16 protein-coding genes are annotated in these 17,677 nt (G+C 58.9%); 13 read left to right on the top strand and 3 right to left on the bottom strand.

The window, feature by feature from the left end:
- Positions 1-49: 49 nt before the first annotated feature.
- The 7 genes from ACR0E6_RS06780 (at position 50) to ACR0E6_RS06750 (ending at position 7,200) form a co-directional block, all read left to right on the top strand.
- Positions 50-610 (top strand): hypothetical protein, encoded by a 561-nt coding sequence (locus ACR0E6_RS06780; RefSeq protein WP_480581774.1) that lies wholly within the window; start codon positions 50-52, stop codon positions 608-610.
- Positions 611-619: 9 nt separating this feature from the next.
- Complete coding sequence (locus ACR0E6_RS06775; protein ID WP_480581771.1) at positions 620-1,402, top strand: COG1470 family protein; 783 nt, start codon at positions 620-622, stop codon at positions 1,400-1,402.
- Between the two features lie 30 nt (positions 1,403-1,432).
- Positions 1,433-2,146 carry a hypothetical protein gene (locus tag ACR0E6_RS06770; RefSeq protein ID WP_170451671.1) on the top strand — a complete coding sequence of 238 codons (714 nt, stop codon included), beginning with the start codon at positions 1,433-1,435 and terminating at the stop codon, positions 2,144-2,146.
- 372 nt (positions 2,147-2,518) lie between these two features.
- The gene (locus ACR0E6_RS06765) at positions 2,519-3,469 is read left to right on the top strand and encodes an ABC transporter substrate-binding protein (protein ID WP_170517634.1); all 951 of its coding nucleotides are present in this window, start codon (positions 2,519-2,521) and stop codon (positions 3,467-3,469) included.
- A gap of 83 nt (positions 3,470-3,552) precedes the next feature.
- A complete protein-coding gene (locus ACR0E6_RS06760) occupies positions 3,553-4,590 on the top strand; it encodes a quaternary amine ABC transporter ATP-binding protein (protein ID WP_480581768.1) in 1,038 nt (345 codons plus the stop codon).
- Complete coding sequence (locus ACR0E6_RS06755) at positions 4,583-6,172, top strand: ABC transporter permease (RefSeq protein ID WP_480581766.1); 1,590 nt, start codon at positions 4,583-4,585, stop codon at positions 6,170-6,172. The genes ACR0E6_RS06760 and ACR0E6_RS06755 overlap by 8 nt, the downstream gene beginning before the upstream one ends.
- A 53-nt stretch (positions 6,173-6,225) precedes the next feature.
- Positions 6,226-7,200 carry an arginase family protein gene (locus tag ACR0E6_RS06750; RefSeq protein WP_480581764.1) on the top strand — a complete coding sequence of 325 codons (975 nt, stop codon included), beginning with the start codon at positions 6,226-6,228 and terminating at the stop codon, positions 7,198-7,200.
- Here the strand turns inward: ACR0E6_RS06750 and ACR0E6_RS06745 are convergent.
- Together ACR0E6_RS06745 and ACR0E6_RS06740 are read right to left on the bottom strand one after the other, a co-directional pair.
- Positions 7,197-8,165, bottom strand: a complete 969-nt coding sequence (locus tag ACR0E6_RS06745) for an agmatinase (protein ID WP_480581762.1) — start codon at positions 8,163-8,165, stop codon at positions 7,197-7,199. The two genes, ACR0E6_RS06750 and ACR0E6_RS06745, sit on opposite strands and share 4 nt — an antisense overlap.
- 69 nt (positions 8,166-8,234) lie before the next feature.
- On the bottom strand, positions 8,235-9,755 hold the full coding sequence (locus ACR0E6_RS06740; RefSeq protein WP_170517648.1) for a trimethylamine methyltransferase family protein: 1,521 nt from the start codon (positions 9,753-9,755) through the stop codon (positions 8,235-8,237).
- Between the two features lie 185 nt (positions 9,756-9,940).
- Between ACR0E6_RS06740 and ACR0E6_RS06735 the strand changes: the two genes are divergently transcribed.
- The 3 genes from ACR0E6_RS06735 (at position 9,941) to ACR0E6_RS06725 (ending at position 14,538) form a co-directional block, all read left to right on the top strand.
- Complete coding sequence (locus ACR0E6_RS06735) at positions 9,941-12,376, top strand: GcvT family protein (RefSeq protein ID WP_480581760.1); 2,436 nt, start codon at positions 9,941-9,943, stop codon at positions 12,374-12,376.
- 125 nt (positions 12,377-12,501) lie between these two features.
- Positions 12,502-13,476 (top strand): LysR family transcriptional regulator, encoded by a 975-nt coding sequence (locus ACR0E6_RS06730; protein ID WP_170734472.1) that lies wholly within the window; start codon positions 12,502-12,504, stop codon positions 13,474-13,476.
- An 81-nt stretch (positions 13,477-13,557) separates the two neighbouring features.
- The gene (locus ACR0E6_RS06725) at positions 13,558-14,538 is read left to right on the top strand and encodes a sterol desaturase family protein (RefSeq protein WP_480581758.1); all 981 of its coding nucleotides are present in this window, start codon (positions 13,558-13,560) and stop codon (positions 14,536-14,538) included.
- On the opposite strand, the gene ACR0E6_RS06720 is transcribed toward ACR0E6_RS06725, so the two are convergent.
- Positions 14,525-15,556 (bottom strand): LacI family DNA-binding transcriptional regulator, encoded by a 1,032-nt coding sequence (locus ACR0E6_RS06720; RefSeq protein ID WP_480581756.1) that lies wholly within the window; start codon positions 15,554-15,556, stop codon positions 14,525-14,527. The genes ACR0E6_RS06725 and ACR0E6_RS06720 overlap by 14 nt on opposite strands.
- A 135-nt stretch (positions 15,557-15,691) precedes the next feature.
- Between ACR0E6_RS06720 and ACR0E6_RS06715 the strand changes: the two genes are divergently transcribed.
- The 3 genes from ACR0E6_RS06715 (at position 15,692) to ACR0E6_RS06705 (ending at position 17,671) form a co-directional block, all read left to right on the top strand.
- The gene (locus ACR0E6_RS06715) at positions 15,692-15,877 is read left to right on the top strand and encodes a hypothetical protein (protein ID WP_170451648.1); all 186 of its coding nucleotides are present in this window, start codon (positions 15,692-15,694) and stop codon (positions 15,875-15,877) included.
- Positions 15,878-15,901: 24 nt separating this feature from the next.
- The gene (locus ACR0E6_RS06710; protein WP_170451646.1) at positions 15,902-17,047 is read left to right on the top strand and encodes a TRAP transporter substrate-binding protein; all 1,146 of its coding nucleotides are present in this window, start codon (positions 15,902-15,904) and stop codon (positions 17,045-17,047) included.
- A gap of 111 nt (positions 17,048-17,158) precedes the next feature.
- Complete coding sequence (locus ACR0E6_RS06705; protein ID WP_170517654.1) at positions 17,159-17,671, top strand: TRAP transporter small permease; 513 nt, start codon at positions 17,159-17,161, stop codon at positions 17,669-17,671.
- The last annotated feature ends 6 nt before the right edge of the window (positions 17,672-17,677 follow it).

Here is a 17,677-nt window from a genome sequence, read left to right as displayed (position 1 = left end):
AAGCGCTTACTCAGGTGCGGCGAGCACCGGAATGGATTTGGAGGTGACTATGCCAGGGGGCGGAGGCAAAGGTGGCGGTGGCCGCAGCACCGTAAACGTCAATAACGGACCCATCACAATCGACTCGGACACAGATGCCGATGTCACCATCAACGGCATCGACGATATCGGTGTCACGCTGAACGGGGGTCAAACACCGATCAAGACCGAGACCAAGCTGGAAGGCGGCGATCCGATCAAGACCGAGAGCGTTCAGGACCTGAAAATCTCGGAACCCATCGTCAGCGAAAACACCACCGACCTGACGCTTGAGATCAAGCCGCTGTCGATTGATCTGAAACCTGTGGCGCTGGATCTGTGCACGACCGTCAATTACGGCAAGCTTCCGACCGGTATCATCCGCCAGCCCTATCACCACCATATCGGCGTGACTTATATGGGCGTCGAATATTACGGCGTAACCTATAGCGGCGAAAGCAAGCAGGTCTACGAAGAGTTGCCCTTCCGCCCCTCGGTCCAATTGCCTGCGCAAAGCTCGGCCCCGTCCGGTGGGTCGAAAACGGCCAAGCCCAGCCCATCCTCGGGCGGCGTCAAAATTCACATCAAATAGGGGTGCGATATGGCCAGGGCTGCAAAGACCAAGACGCCGGATGTCACACTTCTTGAGCCACTTGTTCTGGTGGGCGCACCCGGCGCGGTGCACGGCACCTTGAACCTGGGCAACGCAAGCACGGAACGCAAAGCCCTGCGTGATTTGAAGCTGACAGAGGTCAAACCCACATCGGGCCGGGGGTCGCGGGCCGCAGCAGCGAAACCGACACTATCCGTGGATCTGCCGCGGGTGAAGCTGCGGGCCGGGGCCAGCAAATCCGTGCCGGTTACAGTAGCGCTCAGCCCGACGACCCCGCCAGGTATCTACGCGATGACGCTGCCCGTTGATGGCACTGACCACCCGGCCGAGGTTATCGTGACCGAGGTGGTGGATTTCGAGATCAACCCGGATGAGGTGTTTCTGGTCGGCGCCGCCGGAACCAAGGTCAAGAAACTGATGGCGTTCCGAAACCACGGCAATGTGCCGGTTGATGTTCCCGCCATTGGGGCCGTGCAACTGGATCTGGATCTGCTGCATTGCCGGGCGCAGCGCGAAACGCTGAAGAAACTGCGCGATACGGATCGGACTCTGGACGACGTCATGAAGGCCATGTCGCTGAGCTATGATGCCGAGTTGGAAAGCTTCACACCACTCAAGGTCAAGAACGATCCGGTAACGGTGGCTGCGGGGCAGACGGTCTCGCAAATGTGGGAATTCACGATACCGGGCACGATCCCCAAAGGGGTCGAGGCCAACGCGGCCATCCGGATTTTGTCTGAAACAGTGACAGTGCACATTCTGGCGGTTTGAACGCTCTGTCTGTGATGAGGAGGCAAGAAAATGCAAAGAACCATGACACGGCGCGGTAGTGGGAAGGGCAGAAACCCCGAGGTGTTTTATGGCTACTGCTACCGGACGCAGGGCATGCGGATGATGACCGTCGACGACTATCTCTGTAACCTGCGCGAGGGGTATACGCAGATACAAGCCTATACCCAAAGCCTGTACGGCGTCCCAGATGCGCGGCGGTCCTATTACGACGATTGTGGCTGCGACTGTGACCCGTGCGGGCACGACAGTTGCTGCGACTGCTGTATCTGCGATGGCGATGTGCTGATCGAAGCGCGCTGTTCTGAACGACGCGTTATCTCGCTGACCTTCTCAAATGACTCGCGCCGCACCCGCGACGTCACCGTTTCGCTGAGCAGCTTTTCAACCGCCAGCGGGCGCGATCTTGGCTGGGCGGCGGCCCTGTCGGACACAAAGTTCACGCTTGGTCCTTGCGAGGAAAAGGTGGTTCAACTTGTCGTAAATATCGATTGTTCGGTTTTCCACAAAGACGATCCCGCAAGCACGGCAGGTACGGCAAGTTCAGCTGCCAAGGCCCGCAAGGATGACAATAATCAACGCCTTGTGGACGTGGACAGGTGCGAGGTCGCCTATGCCCGCGTCAGTGCCGATGGCTGCATTTCGCGCCCCGTTCTGGTTGCGGTCGCCGTATTGCCGAACCATTGCGACAGCTACGTCGCGACGTGCAAATGCGATTGCTGCTGATCAGGTCGCGCTGCAATCAGACAACTGCATAATGTAAGCTGTGCCTTGCGTGCATGGCGCGTTGCGCTTCTCCCGCAGCAATTGTGGAAAGCGTTGCCTTTGCCCTATGGTTTTCGCCGAAGACATACGCAATTCGGCAAGTAATTCCGAAAATCTCGAATATTGGTTTTCGTAATTTCGAACAAACTTCGTTTCTGCTGTGTCGCGCTTGATGCGCAATACATTCGCATGTTTCACTTTTCCAACACGTGTATCGCCAATGGGTGCAGACTAACAAGCTGCAAACACACGTGTTGTCAAAAAAGAACAGGCGCGGGTGGGTGGGACCTGCTGAAACACCGTGCCCCATAACGTTCAACATGGAGAGATCTTATGAAAAAACTATCGTTGCTACTGGGTGGTGCTTCTGCAGTCGTCGCCCTGCCGGCTTTTGCGGCCGACATCGTGATTGGCGTACCAAACTGGGCCTCGGTCAACGCAACGGCGCATATCCTTGAGGTTGTCATCGAAGAGAATCTGGGCCTGGATGTCGAACTGCAAAACGGCACCAACCCCATCGTGTTCGAGGCGATGGACAGCGGTTCAATGCATGTCCACCCCGAAGTGTGGATGCCGAACCAGCAGAACCTGCATGACACCTATGTCAAGGATAACGGCACCGTCGTGATGAACGAAAACCCGGTTCAGGCCGAACAGGGCATGTGTATCCCGACCTACATCGCGGAACAGCACGGCATCACATCGATTGATGACCTGAGCGATCCGGACAAGATGGCCATTTTCGACACAGACGGTAACGGCACGCCTGAGGTATGGATCGGCGCGCCCGGATGGGCCTCGACCGTGGTCGAGAAGATACGCGCGAAATCATATGGTTATGATCAGATCTTCGACCTGACCGAATACGAAGAGACCATCGCCTACGCCAATCTGGCCAACGCGACCAAGGCAGGCGATCCGTGGATCGGATTCTGCTATAGCCCGCACTACATCTTCGTGACGCAGGACCTGACTGTGCTGGAAGAACCCGCCCATGATCCGGCGACCTGGACGATTGTTCAGCCGACCGATGACCCTGATTGGCTGGCCAAGTCCGAAGCATCAACAGCCTGGAACGGTGCGACCTTGCACCTGCACTATGCGAAAGAACTGGAAGAGGCCTATCCCGAAGTGGCCGCTTTGTTCCGCAACTATCAGATGCAGGGCGACGACCTGAGTGCGATGGGCAAGGCGTTGGCCGTGGATAATATGGAAGCGTCAGATTTCGCTCAGCAATGGGTGGCCGACAACGAAGACACGGTGATTGGCTGGTTGACCAACTAAGCCGATGAAACCCGGGCCGTTGCGACAGATCGCGACGGCCCTTTTCCTATCTGCCTGGCGAAACCGCGCCTTATGGGGGGCAAATGGACGAATCTGTCGTTAAACTTGAACATGTCTGGAAAATCTTCGGCAACCGCGCGCCCGAAGCCATGGAAGCCGTCCTGAAAGAGGGTCTGACCAAAGCGCAGGTGCTGGAGCGTTTTGGCTGTGTGGTCGGCGTACAGGACGCCAGTTTCGAGGTCTCGCGCGGCGAGATTTTCTGCATCATGGGCCTTTCGGGATCGGGCAAATCCACTCTGGTCCGGCACGTAAACCGCCTGATCGAACCCACGGCGGGCAAGATTGAAATTCTGGGCAAGGATGTATCAGCCATTTCCGAAACAGAACTGCGCCGCATTCGCGCGCAACAGATCGGAATGGTGTTTCAGCATATGGCGCTGATGCCGCATCGCTCTGTCCGCGATAACGTGGCCTATCCGTTGGAAATTCGCAAAGTGTCGAAGTCCAAACGCTGGGCGGTGTCAGATCACGCGTTGGGCCTTGTGGACCTGACCGGCTACGAAGACCGCCTGCCCAAAGAGCTGTCAGGCGGGATGCAGCAACGCGTGGGGATTGCGCGGGCGCTGGCTTCGGACCCTGAGATTTTGTTGATGGACGAACCGTTCTCGGCGCTGGATCCGCTGATCCGCCTGCAATTGCAGGATCAGTTCAAGGCGCTTGTGGCGCAGTTGAAGAAAACGACCCTATTCATCACCCACGATCTGGACGAGGCCATTCGCATCGGCCACCGGATCGCCATCATGAAGGACGGTGTGATCGTTCAGATCGGCACGCCCGAAGATATCGTGATGAACCCGGCAGACGACTATGTGCGCGAGTTTGTGCAGGGCATCTCGAAACTGAAACTGGTCAAGGCGCATTCGATCATGGAGCCGGTCGCCAGCTATTCCGGCCCGCTGGATGGCGCGCCGCGCGCGGATGAAGGGGCCGATCTGGATCAGCTGATCGATCTGGCCGTGAACACGGATATGCCGGTGGTCATCACCGATGCTGGCTCGGATGTGGGTGTCGTTACCAAGCCACGCCTGCTGCGCGGAATTCAGGGGGGCAAAAATGACTGATGCAGCCATGGAAATGAAGGTCACCGCCGCCTCGGATATCGAAGTCGACCGCGAGACGCTGGATCGCTCGATTCACGAATTCGCTGGGCCAAACGGCGACTATTACGTCAACGCGTTTCACAAGATCCACGACGCGACCAGCGCGATCCCGAACACGTTCAACCTGTGGGCCGCCGTGCTGGGGCCGTTCTGGTCGGCGTCGCGCGCCATCTGGGGCATGTTCTGGACCTTCCTGATCCTTGAAATCATCGCCTGGGTCCAGATCGGGCGCGGGGCCTGGGGTAATCCGGGCGCGGAGTTTGCCGACCGGGCGGCGCGTCAGCAGGAACGCGCGGACGAGTTGCTGGGTCGGGCTGCCGAGGCGACCGAGCAGGCAGATATCGACCGTTTCACCAAACTGGCCGAGAATATCCAGAAAGCGGCGGACACAAGCCTGGAACGCGCGCTGGCGGCACAGTCTGAGGCGACGGGCATCCTGATAACCGGGCTCTTGATGCTGTTGGTTTTCAAGGTGGTTCAGGGCTTATACGCCGACCGTGTGTACGAGAAACAGTATTCGAACTGGCGGATCAATCCAGACAAGACGGAAAGCGGGCGGTCCACGCGGAATATCGTGATGGGCACGATCCTGATTGCAGCCATCGGGCCTCTGATCGTCTACAAGTTCACCGTGAACGCATCGCTGCCCTTGTTGGACGCCTTCCCGGAACAGGAGGTCTCGGCTGTCTTTTTGGGCGAGGATGGTGGGACGCTGTTCTCAGCGCTTGCCAGTTGGATGGAGGCGCAGATTGATGCCGCAGCCGCCGCCGGGGGCGATGTCTTTGACGGAATCGTGGCGGGTGTCCGATCCGTTCTGGATGCGCTGACCATTGCCCTGATCGGGTCGCCCTGGCCGGTGGTCATGCTCGTCATTTGCGTCACCGCATGGCGGGCCGCTGGTCCTCGGGTGGCGATCTTCACGGCGGCGTCCTTGGCCTATATCGCGCTGTTGGGATACTGGGACGTGGCGATGGAGACGGTTGCGCTGGTGGGTGCGGCAGTGATCCTGTGCGTGGTCTTCGGCATTCCGCTGGGCATCTGGTTCGGTAAATCTCAGCGCGCCTACCGTGCGGCGGAACCGGTGCTGGACCTGATGCAGACGCTCCCCGCGTTCGTCTACCTGATCCCGATCATCGCCTTCTTTGGCACCGGCAACCCGCCGGGCATTCTGGCCACGATCATCTTCGGCATGCCCCCTGTGATCCGCCTGACGGCGCTGGGGATGCGCGGGGTGCCTGACAGCATCAAAGAGGCTGCGGTCGCCTTTGGTGCCTCGAAATGGCAATTGCTGAAGGATGTGGAGATTCCGCTGGCCTTGCCCTCGATCATGACCGGGGTAAACCAGACCATTCTGATGTGCCTGTCGATGGTAGTCATCATCTCACTGATCGGCGGCGGAGGCCTGGGCAAGGAAATCCTTGAAGCGCTGCAATACGCGGCCAAGGGGCCGGGCCTGCTGGGCGGCTTTGCCATCCTGTTCTGCGCCATGGTCATCGACCGCATCGTGCAGGGTGCCTTCCGGCGAGAAGACGAAAAAATCTGAATGCAAACGCCCTCGGTTCCCGCCCGGGGCGTTTTTCATTGAAGGAGAGCGGGATGGTAGATCGCTACGAACAATCCATGATGGATAATCTGTACTGGTGGGGTGTGCCGACGCTGTTTCGCTGCCCCAACACAGGCCCCGAGGGGCAGGACATTGCCGTGGTGGGCGTGCCGCATTCCACGGGTAACGGCACGACCGAGCGGGATCAACATCTGGGCCCGCGCGCCTTGCGTCATGTCTCGGCGGTGCAGCGCCGGGTCCATTCCCTGTTTCAGATCGACCCGTGGACCAGTGCGAAGATTGCAGACGTAGGCGATGTGCCCTTTCCCCGCGCAAACGACAACGAAGCCTGTATCGAGCAGATCACCAGGTTCTACAAAGACATTGACGCCGCCGGTGCGCGCCCGGTTTCCATTGGCGGCGATCACTCGATCACCGGCGGTATCGTTCAGGCGCTGGGCTGTGGCAAGCTGGCGGGGGGCGAGCCAGTAAGTTTTCTGCATCTCGACGCCCACACGGATGTGTTTACCAAGGTGGATCACTTTCTGGGCGCCAAGAAATCGGCGGCGCATTGGGGGGCGTATCTGGCCGATCAGGGGCAGGTTGATCCAAGCCGGTCCATGCAGATCGGTCTGCGGGGGCATCCGCGCAGTCTGGACTGGCTCCAGCCATCTTATGACTACGGCTATAACATCGTCACAATGCGCGAGTTTCGGCAGCGCGGTCTTGCCGACGTGGTGGCGCAATCGCGCGAAGTGCTGGGCGACCGTCCTGTCTATATCACCTTCGATCTGGATTGCCTTGACCCGACTGTTGCGCCCGCAGTGTCCAATCTGGAGCCCGGCGAGAAGGGTTTCGATATTGATGAGGCTGTGGGCCTTCTTCACGCGGCGCGGGGGCTGAACATCATCGGAGGCGACGTGGTCTGCATGATGCCTACGAAAGACAGCCCGAATAACATCACCGCGCTGACGGCGGCGGCGGTGATGTTCGAGATGATCTCGATGATTGCCGAAAACGTCAGCTAGCGCCGCGCGTCGACGGCCTGCGCCAGCACACAGAGCAGTTCGAACATCAGTGAAATACCAAGCCATGCCGTGCCCCCGCTTGGATCGAACGGGGGGGCGACCTCGACCAGATCGGCGCCGACAAGGTTCACGCCCGACATCTGGCGAATGACCTGCTGCGCCTGAAAGCTGTTGGGTCCGCCGATTTCAGGCGTACCTGTGCCGGGGGCATAAGTCGGATCGACAAAGTCTATGTCATAGGTGCAATAGGTCGGGGCTGTGCCGACAATCTGTCGGACCTCGGCCATGACATCGTCGATGCCGCGGTCGAACAGTTCCTCGATGCGGATGATGCGAGTGCCTTGCGCCTCGCCCCACTCGATATCCTCGGTATTGTAGGCGGTGCCGCGAATGCCGACCTGCACAAAGCGTTTCGGATCGACCAGACCTTCTTCGACGGCGCGGCGGAACGGGGTGCCGTGGGTGAATTTGTGGCCGCCAAAATAGGTGTCGAACAGGTCGGTATGGCTATCGAATTGGATCAGACCCAGCGGACCGGACGCAGCAAGCGCGCGCAGCACGGGCAGGGTGGTCAGATGATCCCCGCCAGCGGTAAGCGGCGTAATGCCACCCGACACAAGACGACCGTAGAAGCTGGTCACGCGATCCAGAGTGTCGTCAATGTCGACCGGATTGGGCGCAACATCGCCCAGATCGGCGCAGTTCACCAAGGAAAATGGGCTGACGCCGGTCACCGGGTTCATGGCGCGGATCATGGTGGAATAGTCGCGCAATTGCCGGGGACCATGCCGCGCGCCGGGTCGGTTTGTGGTGCCACCGTCCCATGGGATGCCGACGAGTGCCAGATCGACGTCTTTGTATCGCTCATGCTCGGGTGTCAGGTTCGGCAGGCGCATGAAGGTTGGAACACCCGCAAAGCGGGCAAGGTCCATCGCCGATACCGGTTGAAAAAATGCGTCTGCCATGGTGCCCCCTGATCCGTGTCGGTGTGACCCTAACCGGCTGGCGGTGTGTCGCCAATCCATAGTTTGCGGTCAGTAGAGAATACGAAACCGCTTGCGAATCTCTGCATCCTGCTCGGGCGTCAGATAGGTGGGGTGATGTGTTTGCAAGGTCTCGATGGCTTGTTCGCGGGCGTTGGTCCAGGCGTCCTTTGCACCGTCCTCCTGCCACGTGCGCGGCTCGGTTCGATCTGCAAGGGCAGGGTAGAAATAGTCCCGCTCCATCGCTTCATAGGTGTGAGAGCTGCCGAGAAAGTGACCATCACCCAGAACCGACTGGCAGATCGCCTCGAAGCCCAGATTTTCCTCGGTCACTTCGATCCCCCTTAGCGCGCGATATGTGTGAGAGTGCATTTCGTTGTCCAGCACAAAGGCTTCAAAACTCGCACCCAATAGCGACGCGGTCATGCCCGAGCTTTCATAGATCAGGTTGCCGCCCGCCAAAGCCGCCGCCAGCGAGGTCATGCCCTTCTCAACCCCATATTGCGCGTCAATGGCCTTGGCGTCCGTCATCGAGGCCGCAACGCCCGAGGGCAGGCCCAGCCAGTTGATGATCTGGGCCGAGGCCGCGTTCAGGATGGCGGTCTCGCCACTGCCGCCCGCAAATGCCCCGGTCCGCAGATCCACGATGAAGGGCCAGTTGGAAAACACCATGGGAAAGCCGGGCTGGATCGTATTGACCATCACCAGACTGGCCAGTGTCTCGGCCAGCGATTGCGCCAGAAACCCGGCCAGCGTCGCAGGGGCTGTTGCGCCGGCCTGCGCGGCGGTGATGCAGGACATCGGGATGTTGTGCCGGACGCATTCATAAACCACGTCCACCGCATCTTCACCGTATCGCAACGGAGAAATTACGGGACTGATATGCGCCTTCAGAAACGGCCGTTCGGAAAATGCGCCGGGGCCACCTGCGGCAATGTCCAAAAGCGAGACAATAGGTGCGACATGCTCGGCCAGAGTGAACGATGTCGCGACGGGTTTTGTGGTGTTTTTGACCAGCGCGTAAGCGGTGTTCACGTCCAGATCCAAAACATCGGGTACATCTGTCGCGACGCAGCAACGGGTGAACCAGCTGACATTGGCCAGCGTGTCCTGCAGGCGGGTGAAATCATGCAGATCGGCAAGGGTTGAAGGGCGATAAACACCGCTCTCAAGGTCCAGCGTCTGAACCGCAGCCCCTCCGGTTCCGAAAAACACCCGATCGCCTCCGACTTCGATCGAGCGGGCCTCGTCCCGCCCATGCAGGGTGAAAGTTTTTGCCGCCGTGTTGATTGCACGTTCGACCATCGCGCGCGGGAACAAAACGCGGTCATGTTCAGCCTCCAACGCGCCTGCTGCCAGCAGGTCCTTGCGCAAACGATCCGGGACTTCGCCCATGCCAAGCGTTTCCAGCAGACGAAGCGCGGTGTCGAAGATCCGGGAAATCTCACCCTCGGTCAGCGGCTTGTAGAAACCACCAACCTGACCGGGCGCGCAGGGATCAACCTCGGGCTTGGCCGCGCGTTGGGCATGACGGGCCTTGCGACCGCTTCTTCTGTTTCCGTCCGATGCCATGCGCGGGGCGTTCCTCCGTCGTGTCTGGTCCCACCGTAAAACTCACATATCGCGGCCCGCAAAACCAGAAATCAGCCTTTCGAAATCTAAAACCACAGTTTCGATTTTTTCAAAGCAACAAAAGGCGCGTTGCTGAGAAGTCCTGTTTGTCCCCACCATCTGACCGACGCAGGAAGGAGCGCGCGATGAAGTCACGCACAAAGGTCGTTGTGATCGGAGGGGGGATCGCCGGGTGTTCCACCCTGTACCATCTGACGCAAGAGGGGTGGAGTGATGTGGTTCTGGTTGAACGGAACGAACTGACATCGGGCACCACATGGCACTCGGCCGCGCAAGTGACGAATTTCGGCATGAACCAGACGATGGTCGGGCTGAAATCCCACTCGATCCGGCTGTATAAAGAGCTGGCAGAAGACCCCGATTACCCGATCAACTACCACCACGGTGATGGCGGCATTCGGCTGGCCAATACCGAGGCGCAGATGCAGGGCTATCGCCATTTTGCCTCGATGGCGCGGGGGATGGATGTGCATTTCGAGGTAATTGATGCCGAGGAATGCGCCCGCAGGCACCCTTTGATTTCCACGGATAACCTGATCGGCGGGCTATGGGACCCTTTGGATGGTGATATTGACCCGGCGCAACTGTGTCAGGCTTTGGCGCGACGCGCCCGGAAAGCAGGGGCCGAGGTTTATCGCAACACGCCCGTGATCGGATTGATCCAGCACAGCGACGACACCTGGACCGTTAAGACAGAACATGGCGATATCGACTGCGAAATCGTCGTAAATGCCTGTGGCTATCGTGTGAACGAGGTCGGTGCGATGATGGGGGTGCATCATCCGGTTTCCTCGATGGAGCATCAGTATTTCCTGACGGAAGAGATCGCGGCCATTCGCGATGCCGGGCACCGTATGCCGCTGCTGAGATGCCCGATCAGCGACTATTACTGCCGTCAGGAAAAAAATGGCCTATTGGTCGGTTTCTATGAGCAGGATTGCAAAACCTGGGGCATGGATGGGATCGACCCCAATTTCGTCAATGCCCTGTGCCCAGATGATCTGGACCGGGTGACGGACGTTCTGGAAGGGGCCTTTGCGCGGATGCCCGCCTTGATGGAGGTTGGCATACATACGGTCGTCAATGGCCCAATCACCTACACGATAGACGGCGCGCCCTTGGTCGGTCCGATACCCGGCAAGCGCAACGCGTTCTGCATCATCGGGCTACGCGCGGGTCTAGGCGAGGGTGGTGGGCACGGTTGGCTGCTGGCCCAGCAGATCGTGCATGGTGAGGCCTGCTATGACACATGGTGCCTCGACCCGCGCCGGTTTGCCGGGCACGCGAATGTCGAACTCACGGCGCTGAAGGCGATTGAGGACTATCAGAACGAATTCAGGTTTCATTTTCCGCATGAACACCGCCCTGCCGGTCGCCCGGCCAAGACCACGCCGTTGACTCCGGTTTTGGCTGCGGCTGGCGCCGAATTCACTTTGGTGAATGGGTGGGAACGTGTCGATTACATAAAACCCAGTTCTGAGTTTGAGCCGACCTTGGGCTTCGATTTTGACGAAACGTTCGACGTTGTCGCCGCAGAAGTGCAGAACGTGCAGACAAATGTCGGACTGGCCGAGGTAAACGGGTTCAACCGGATCGAGATCACCGGCGCGGATCGCCATGCCTTTCTGAATCGCATGTTTTGCGGCACGGTGACGAAACGCGAAGGACGCGTCGGGCTGGGGTATCTGCTGAACCATCACGGAATGATCAAGGGCGAGGCGACGGTTGCGAACCTGCCCGCCAGTGATCGCGGCCCTGCGCGGGTCTGGTACGGCTCGGCGGCTGCTAGCGAGTTTCACGATATGGACTGGCTGACCCGACATCTGCGCGCGGACGAGGATGTGCACCTGAAAAGCCTGACCAATGATCAGACGATCCTTGTACTGGCGGGCCCGAACGCACGCGCGGTTCTGTCCGCCTGCGCGCGGGGCGATTGGTCGGCGGACGCCTTCCCGTGGCTTTGCGTGCGAGAGTGTTTCGTGGGCATCGCACCCGCGACGGTGATGAATATCAGTTTCTCGGGCGAACTGGCCTATGAGATTCACGTGCCCAACGCTTCGCTTTATGCCGCATACCTTGCCTTGCAACAGGCAGGTGCCGCGTTTGACATGCGCCTGTTCGGGGCACGAGCGGTTGACTCGATGCGAATGGAGAAGGGATTTCTGCACTGGAAAGCCGACCTGATCACCGAATTTGATCCATATGAGACGGGATTGGCCCGTTTTGTGAAACCGCAGAAGGGTGAATTCATCGGGCGAGAGGCATTGGCCCAGCGACACGCCAGGGGGCCGTCGAAATGTCTTGTGACCCTCGCGGTGAACGCCACCCATGCCCCGGCGCATGGGGGCGCGTCGGTGATGCAAGGGGACCGTGTGGTGGGGACGGTGACGTCGGGCGAGTGGGGGCACCGGACGGGATTGAACCTGGCCTATGCCTTTGTCGATGCGGCCTTGGCCAGCGTCGATACCACGTTTGACATCGACATGTGCGGAACGCGGGCCGAGGCCAGGATCATCGCCCCGTCCCCCTATGATCCACAGTTCGAGCGGATGCGCAGCTAGGCGAAAACGGCCCGGTTTTTGGCCAGCCATGCCGCATTCGGTGGCCGAACTCCGAATTGAACATTGCCGATCCGACGATTCTCTGTTTCGATTTTACCGAAAGAACGGGGCCGGAGGAGGCGCCTATGTCGAAATCGCTGAGCCTGCGCTGGCTGGAGGTGTTCCAGCTGATTGCCAAATCCGGGTCCATCCAACAGACGGCCTCGGAAACCGGGTTGTCGATCAGCACCGTCTCGAACCATTTGCGAAGTCTGGAAACCGCGTTGGGGATTGATCTGGTCGACCACACCCGACGCCCCATGAGCCTGACCCCCGCCGGAGAGGTGTTCGCTCGATACGTACGCGAAGGTCTGACCGTGTTGAAACGGGGAGAGGCGGAAATCCGATCCGGAAACTGGCTGCACGCGACCTCTTTACGGTTGGCGCTGATCGACGATTTCGACAATCAAGTCGCGCCCGAACTGTTTCGCTATCTCGCCCAAACCCTGCCGCGATGCAATTTCCGCCATTTCACCCGCCCCAGCCACGAAATCATCGCGAAACTGCAGGAACACAAACTGGATGCCGGCGTGGCGACCCGGCCACCGGGCAAGACCGATGGGCTGGTCGAATACCCGCTGCTGCGGGATCCGTTCATTGTCATTCTGCCCAAATCCTTCGGTGGATCGATTGAGGATGTGCTGAAACCCGACTCGGACCTGCCTTTCCTGCGCTATTCCCGCGATTATACCATCGGGAAGCAGATCGAGATTCAGTTGACGCGCAGCAAGTACAACCTGCCCAACCGGTTTGAGCTGGAATGCAATCAGTCCATCGTCGGGCTTGTGGCCGAAGGTAGCGGTTGGGCGGTGACCACGGCGGCCAGTTTTCGGCGCGCGCGGCGGTTTCATGACAGCATTAATGCACAACCCTTTCCGGGGCGGAATTTTGTGCGCACGGTGTCCTTGTTCACCACGGATGTGTATCCCAGATCGACTTCTCTGCTGATCCACCGCGTCCTCGGTAAACTGATCCAAACCAATTATTGCGACCCCATCGGGGCAAAACACCGCTGGATGGAGAACGAGTTCAGAACCTTGCCCAGCGGAGTCGACGGTTAGCGCGGGCGTATCAAGCTAGTCCTTGGTGCAGGGCGTCGCTTCGTGCCACACTGATCGGGTCATCGCACCGGGATTGCGCTTATGTCTGACGCAAAGCTTAAAGGCTGGAACCACATGCCCGAGGTTCCGATACAGGTCTCGCCCTTTTTCACCTGGCCGCTCAGGCCGGTCCGGATGCTGCGCTGGGTCTGGGACTCTTGGCTGCTGATCTCGGAAAAGCTGATTATCCTGCTGATTTCCTGCGCCTGTTACCTGTGGCTCAGCCCATCCTTGGCTGAGACGACGCAGTTACAGTTCGGCTGGATCGCGCAAATCTATGTTCGCAATCTGGTGCTGATCTTTTGCATCGCCGGGCTGCTGCACCTGTGGTTTTACAGGTATTCGGCCCAAGGCGATCGGCTGAAATACGACCCCCGGCCCCTGATGTTGAAGGGCAAACAGTTCACTCTGGGCGGTCAGGTGCGGGACAATATGTTCTGGACGCTCGGTTCCGGCGTGTTTTTCTGGACCGCTTACGAAGTGCTGATGTTCTGGTCGATGGCAAACGGCTTTGTCCCGTATGTCGGTTGGGCTGCAAACCCGATCTGGTTTGTTGCGATCTTCCTGCTGATCCCACTATGGGAGAGCTTTTATTTCTACTGGATCCACCGGCTGATCCACATTCCGTTTCTGTATAAACGCATCCATTCGGTCCATCACCGGAATATCAATGTGGGGCCGTGGTCCGGCCTGTCGATGCACCCGGCAGAGCATGCGATTTATCTGGGGTCCGTCCTGATCCATTTCGTCATCGGCGCGCATCCGCTGCATATTATCTTACACCTGCAATATTACACGCTGACGGCGGTCACGACGCATACCGGGTTTCAAGGACTTGTAATCAAAGACAAAAACCGGCTGGCGCTGGGCACGTTCCATCATCAAATGCATCACCGGTATTTTGAATGCAACTACGGCTCGCTCGAAATGCCGTGGGACAAATGGTTCGGCTCGTTCCACGATGGCACCGTCGAGGCGAATGATCGGATGCAGAAAAGGCGCAAGTCGATTATGGGAAAGTAGCTTGCGCTGGCCCCAGCGACTGGCGGGTGACGACGGTGGTGTCCAACCGCAGTGAAGTCCCGGAAGATCGTGTTTCGATCATGTCAATAAGCTCGGCGGCGGCCTTGCGGCCCATCTCTCGGTGGGGGACGTGCACGGTTGTCAGCGGAGGGGTGATGATCCGCGCAAGCTCTATATCGTCGAACCCTGTAATGGAAACTTCATCCGGGATTGAGATACCCATTTTCTGCGCTTGCCGCACCGCACCAACGGCCAGCACGTCATTGCCGCACAAAACAGCCGTTGGGCGCTGGGGCAGGGACATAAGCCGCCCGAAGGCGTCGGCGCCGTTTTCGATTTCATAGGTCGTCTCGATCACGGACAGAGAGGTCTCGGGCAGGCCATTTGCCCGCATCGCATCCCGTATCCCTTCGATTCTGAACCGCGCCCGGTCATTGCCCTTGGTAAGCGCGGATATGGCGGCAAGGCGCGTGTGGCCCAGTTTTATCACCTGTTCCGCCAAGGCTTGCATCGCCTGACGGTTGTCAAACCCGACCGACGGGGCGCTTTGGTTCGCGGCAAATGACCAGGCTACGACCACCGGAACTTTCTGCGTTTCCAGATAGTCGAAAATGCGCGGATCGCGGTCATGTCCGATCAGCAACAGCCCGTCCGCGCCGCGCGCGACAAGGGTGCGGATCTGCTCTTCTTCGGCTTCTGGCTGATAAGCGGAACTGGAGACCAGCAGGGTGTAGCTCTGGCTGTGAATTTCCTCCTGAAAGGCCTGTAACCCTCTGGCAAAGATTGCGTTTTCCATCGTTGGGATGATCGCGCCTATGGTGAATGAACGCTTGGCTGCCATGACACGCGCTGCGAAGTTCGGCGTATATCCAAGGTCGGAAACCGCCGTCATCACCCGGGCGCGGGTCGCTTCGACCACACGCTGCGGATTGTTCAAGCATCGCGACACCGTTGCCGTGGACACACCCGCCTTTTTGGCGACGTCATCCAGGGTTGGCGCGGAATGGGGTTTTGGCATCTTCAAACTCAGGTTTCGATTTCTCTTAACTCTACCCCGTTCCAAGCGCATGTGAAAGCATCAATGTAAGCGCTTGCATTTATGATGTAAGCGCTTACAAATGGAATTGGGCCGATTCTATAAGGAGTCCCGGAAATGTTTCTTGCAGCCTCGATTGTCGTATTCGTCATCTACTTTGCGAATGTTGCGTTGGGTGCTTTCTCGAACGCAGCGTTTCTTGGGGATGTCGGAGAGATGTTGGTCCTGTTCGCGGCGTCGATCCTGTTCGTTGTCGCAATTCTGAAAAAGGAGGCCGACCGGGACACCGAAAACGGCGGCTGAATTTTTTGCTTGGGAGGGCAATTTATGAACAACGACAAGAACGAGCTGGCGTCCGCAGAACGTCGCAATTTTCTGAAACTCAGCGCCAGTGGGGCGTTCACGGCGGCGCTGGTCGCAGGGGCAGGCGGGGTGCTTTGGTCGTCCGAGGCCGCAGCGCAGACCGCCAAGGAAGAAAGCGAGCGGGAAAAGGCAGCCGATCACGTGATGACCATAGCAACGGCCTATGTGCTGGGCGCGTCGCGCAGCTATCCGATCATGCAGCTGGACCTGAAGGAAAACATCCAGAACGCCACCAATGGCAAGGTCTATGTCAAGCTTGCTCCGGGCGGGCAGTTGGGCGCAGGTGGCTCGCTGGTGCAAAAGGTGCAGGGCGGAACCATTCAGGCCGCGCAGCACTCGCTGTCGAACTTTGCGCCGTTTGCATCGACCGTCGACCTGATCAACATGCCATATCTGTGTGGCTCGAACCAGCGGTTCACCAACCTGGTCCATTCGGACACCTGGAAGAACGAAGTGCATCCCAAGGTCGAGGCTGCGGGCTTCAAGGCGCTGTTCTATGTTGTCATCGACCCGCGCGTGGTTGCGGTGCGTCAGGGCGGCGATGCCGTTCTCACCCCGGGCGATATGAGTGGTATCAAGTTCCGCGTGCCGGGCTCGAAAATGCTGCAGCAGTATTACCGCATGGTCGGTGCCAACCCGACGCCGGTGGCATGGGGTGAGACCCCCTCGGCCATCAAGCAGGGCGTGGCGGATGCGCTTGACCCGTCCGTGGGCGCGCTGTTTGTCTTTGGCTTCAAGGACATCCTCAGCCACGTGACCTTTACCCAGGCGGTGCCGGACAGTCAGGTCTATTCCTGTAACCTGGAATGGTTCAACTCGATGCCCGCCGATGTGCAGGAAGGCATCATGTGGGGCTCGGAGATGACGAGCCACCAGAATCTGTCCAAGGTGCCTTCTGCGCGCGCCTATGCCATGGCCGAACTGAACAAGGCGGGCGTGCAGTTCCACTCGCTCAGCGACGATCAACTGGCCGAATGGCAGGACGCAGGCGGCTATCAGAACGCCGACTGGGATCCGTTCAAGACCGAGCTGGCCGGGTCGATGGACAACTTCGAGAAGCTTGTCGAAGCGGCCGGTACGCAGGGCAAATACTACGTCCACGACGCCTAAAGCGATCTAGGCGGGTGCGCTGCGGCGCGCCCGTTTGCTCCACAATAAACAGCATATTGAAGCGGTTAGCGTGACTGCCTTCTGAAGTGCTGCCAAGAATTGGGACCGGACATGACTGTACTTCAGAAAATAGACCGGGATGCCGAGCGCTGGCTGCTGCTAGTGTTCTACGTGATGCTGGTCATCACCATGGCAATCGAGGTTCTGCGGCGCGAGATTTTCGCCTATTCCTCGATCTGGGGCGAAGAGATCGTCCGGTATTCCTTTATCTACCTCGCCTGGATCGGGGCCGCCGCCGCCGTGAAAGAGCGCGCGCATATCCGCATCGATGTGATCATGCATTACCTGCCGCAGCGGCCCAAGGCACTGCTGTATATCTTCGGTGATCTGGTGATGTTCGTTGTGGCGGTTATCGCGCTCTACTGGTCCTACGAGGCGGTGCATGTCTCGGCCAAGTTCGGATCGGTAACGGATGGTCTGCGGGTCTCAAAAGTTTGGTTCCTGATGGCGGTTCCGACCGGATTTGCGCTGATGATCTGGCGGCTGATCCAATCCCTGATGCGTGATCTGAAATCCCTTCGCGACGGCACGCCCGTCTTCGAAGGCGACAAGCTGTTTGACTGAGGAGAC

The organism is Ruegeria sp. AP12 (assembly GCF_056540025.1).
This window is presented reverse-complemented; position numbering and strand designations above follow the sequence as displayed.

What these genes read in the sequence shown, in the direction of transcription:
- ACR0E6_RS06780 (WP_480581774.1), top strand. Translation starts at nt 50, where the DNA reads ATGCCAGGGGGCGGAGGCAAAGGTGGCGGTGGCCGCAGCACCGTAAAC.
- ACR0E6_RS06775 (WP_480581771.1), top strand. Translation starts at nt 620, where the DNA reads ATGGCCAGGGCTGCAAAGACCAAGACGCCGGATGTCACACTTCTTGAG.
- ACR0E6_RS06770 (WP_170451671.1), top strand. Translation starts at nt 1,433, where the DNA reads ATGCAAAGAACCATGACACGGCGCGGTAGTGGGAAGGGCAGAAACCCC.
- ACR0E6_RS06765 (WP_170517634.1), top strand. Translation starts at nt 2,519, where the DNA reads ATGAAAAAACTATCGTTGCTACTGGGTGGTGCTTCTGCAGTCGTCGCC.
- ACR0E6_RS06760 (WP_480581768.1), top strand. Translation starts at nt 3,553, where the DNA reads ATGGACGAATCTGTCGTTAAACTTGAACATGTCTGGAAAATCTTCGGC.
- ACR0E6_RS06755 (WP_480581766.1), top strand. Translation starts at nt 4,583, where the DNA reads ATGACTGATGCAGCCATGGAAATGAAGGTCACCGCCGCCTCGGATATC.
- ACR0E6_RS06750 (WP_480581764.1), top strand. Translation starts at nt 6,226, where the DNA reads ATGGTAGATCGCTACGAACAATCCATGATGGATAATCTGTACTGGTGG.
- ACR0E6_RS06745 (WP_480581762.1), bottom strand. Translation starts at nt 8,165, where the DNA reads ATGGCAGACGCATTTTTTCAACCGGTATCGGCGATGGACCTTGCCCGC.
- ACR0E6_RS06740 (WP_170517648.1), bottom strand. Translation starts at nt 9,755, where the DNA reads ATGGCATCGGACGGAAACAGAAGAAGCGGTCGCAAGGCCCGTCATGCC.
- ACR0E6_RS06735 (WP_480581760.1), top strand. Translation starts at nt 9,941, where the DNA reads ATGAAGTCACGCACAAAGGTCGTTGTGATCGGAGGGGGGATCGCCGGG.
- ACR0E6_RS06730 (WP_170734472.1), top strand. Translation starts at nt 12,502, where the DNA reads ATGTCGAAATCGCTGAGCCTGCGCTGGCTGGAGGTGTTCCAGCTGATT.
- ACR0E6_RS06725 (WP_480581758.1), top strand. Translation starts at nt 13,558, where the DNA reads ATGTCTGACGCAAAGCTTAAAGGCTGGAACCACATGCCCGAGGTTCCG.
- ACR0E6_RS06720 (WP_480581756.1), bottom strand. Translation starts at nt 15,556, where the DNA reads ATGCCAAAACCCCATTCCGCGCCAACCCTGGATGACGTCGCCAAAAAG.
- ACR0E6_RS06715 (WP_170451648.1), top strand. Translation starts at nt 15,692, where the DNA reads ATGTTTCTTGCAGCCTCGATTGTCGTATTCGTCATCTACTTTGCGAAT.
- ACR0E6_RS06710 (WP_170451646.1), top strand. Translation starts at nt 15,902, where the DNA reads ATGAACAACGACAAGAACGAGCTGGCGTCCGCAGAACGTCGCAATTTT.
- ACR0E6_RS06705 (WP_170517654.1), top strand. Translation starts at nt 17,159, where the DNA reads ATGACTGTACTTCAGAAAATAGACCGGGATGCCGAGCGCTGGCTGCTG.